Annotated in this window: 1 protein-coding gene; it reads left to right on the top strand. The window is 58.7% G+C overall.

The genetic code is table 11. The annotated features are described in order from the left end of the window. Positions 1 to 149: 149 nt before the first annotated feature. Positions 150 to 703: transposase-like zinc-binding domain-containing protein (locus QP997_RS09730; RefSeq protein ID WP_502870459.1), on the top strand; the 554-nt coding region annotated here is incomplete at its 3' end.

Here is a 703-nt window from a genome sequence, read left to right as displayed (position 1 = left end):
AAAAGTGTGTCCGGAATCGCCGATTTTCAGGGGTTGACCTGTAGGTTTCAGGAAAGTATATGCTCCGGGAGCATATATCTGGCCTCAGGCCGGGAAATCCACGGTGTGGCAGCGTTGGTGTGCTATGTGCGGCGTGGTGTGGTGTCGCAATGTCAAAGAACCAACCTCGCTGCTACTGCGGCGGTGAAATGAAACGCAACGGCACCACCAGCAAAGGCACCACCAGATGGCGCTGCAAACAATGCGGCGCCTCCAGCGTGAAACACCGAAACGACATCACCAACACGTCAGTGTTCACCCAGTTCATCGAGCATTGCACCACCGCAATATCACTCGACGACCTAGCCAAACGAAACGGTGTTAGCCGAGCCACCATGAAGCGGCGCTTCAAGTGGTGCTGGCTCGTTGATGTGCCTGACCCCACCGCCGGCCACGACAAGCGGGTCTACGACCAGATCTTCCTCGACGGCACCTACACCGCCGGTGGCTGCTTGATCGTCGCAGCGACCGTCGACCACGTCATCGCCTGGCACTGGTGCAAACACGAAACCACCCGCGACTACCAACTGCTGCTTGAACGCATCTGCCCACCACTGATCGCCGTCATCGACGGCGGCCAAGGCGCATACAGCGCAATCAAAAAGTGCTGGCCGACCACGAAAATCCAACGCTGCCTCGTCCACGCCCAACGCGTGGTACGCCG

The organism is Corynebacterium sp. MSK039, from assembly GCF_030232315.1.
GTDB lineage: Bacteria > Actinomycetota > Actinomycetes > Mycobacteriales > Mycobacteriaceae > Corynebacterium.
The sequence above is the reverse complement of the archived record's forward strand: the minus strand, read 5'-3'. Positions and strand labels throughout refer to the sequence as shown.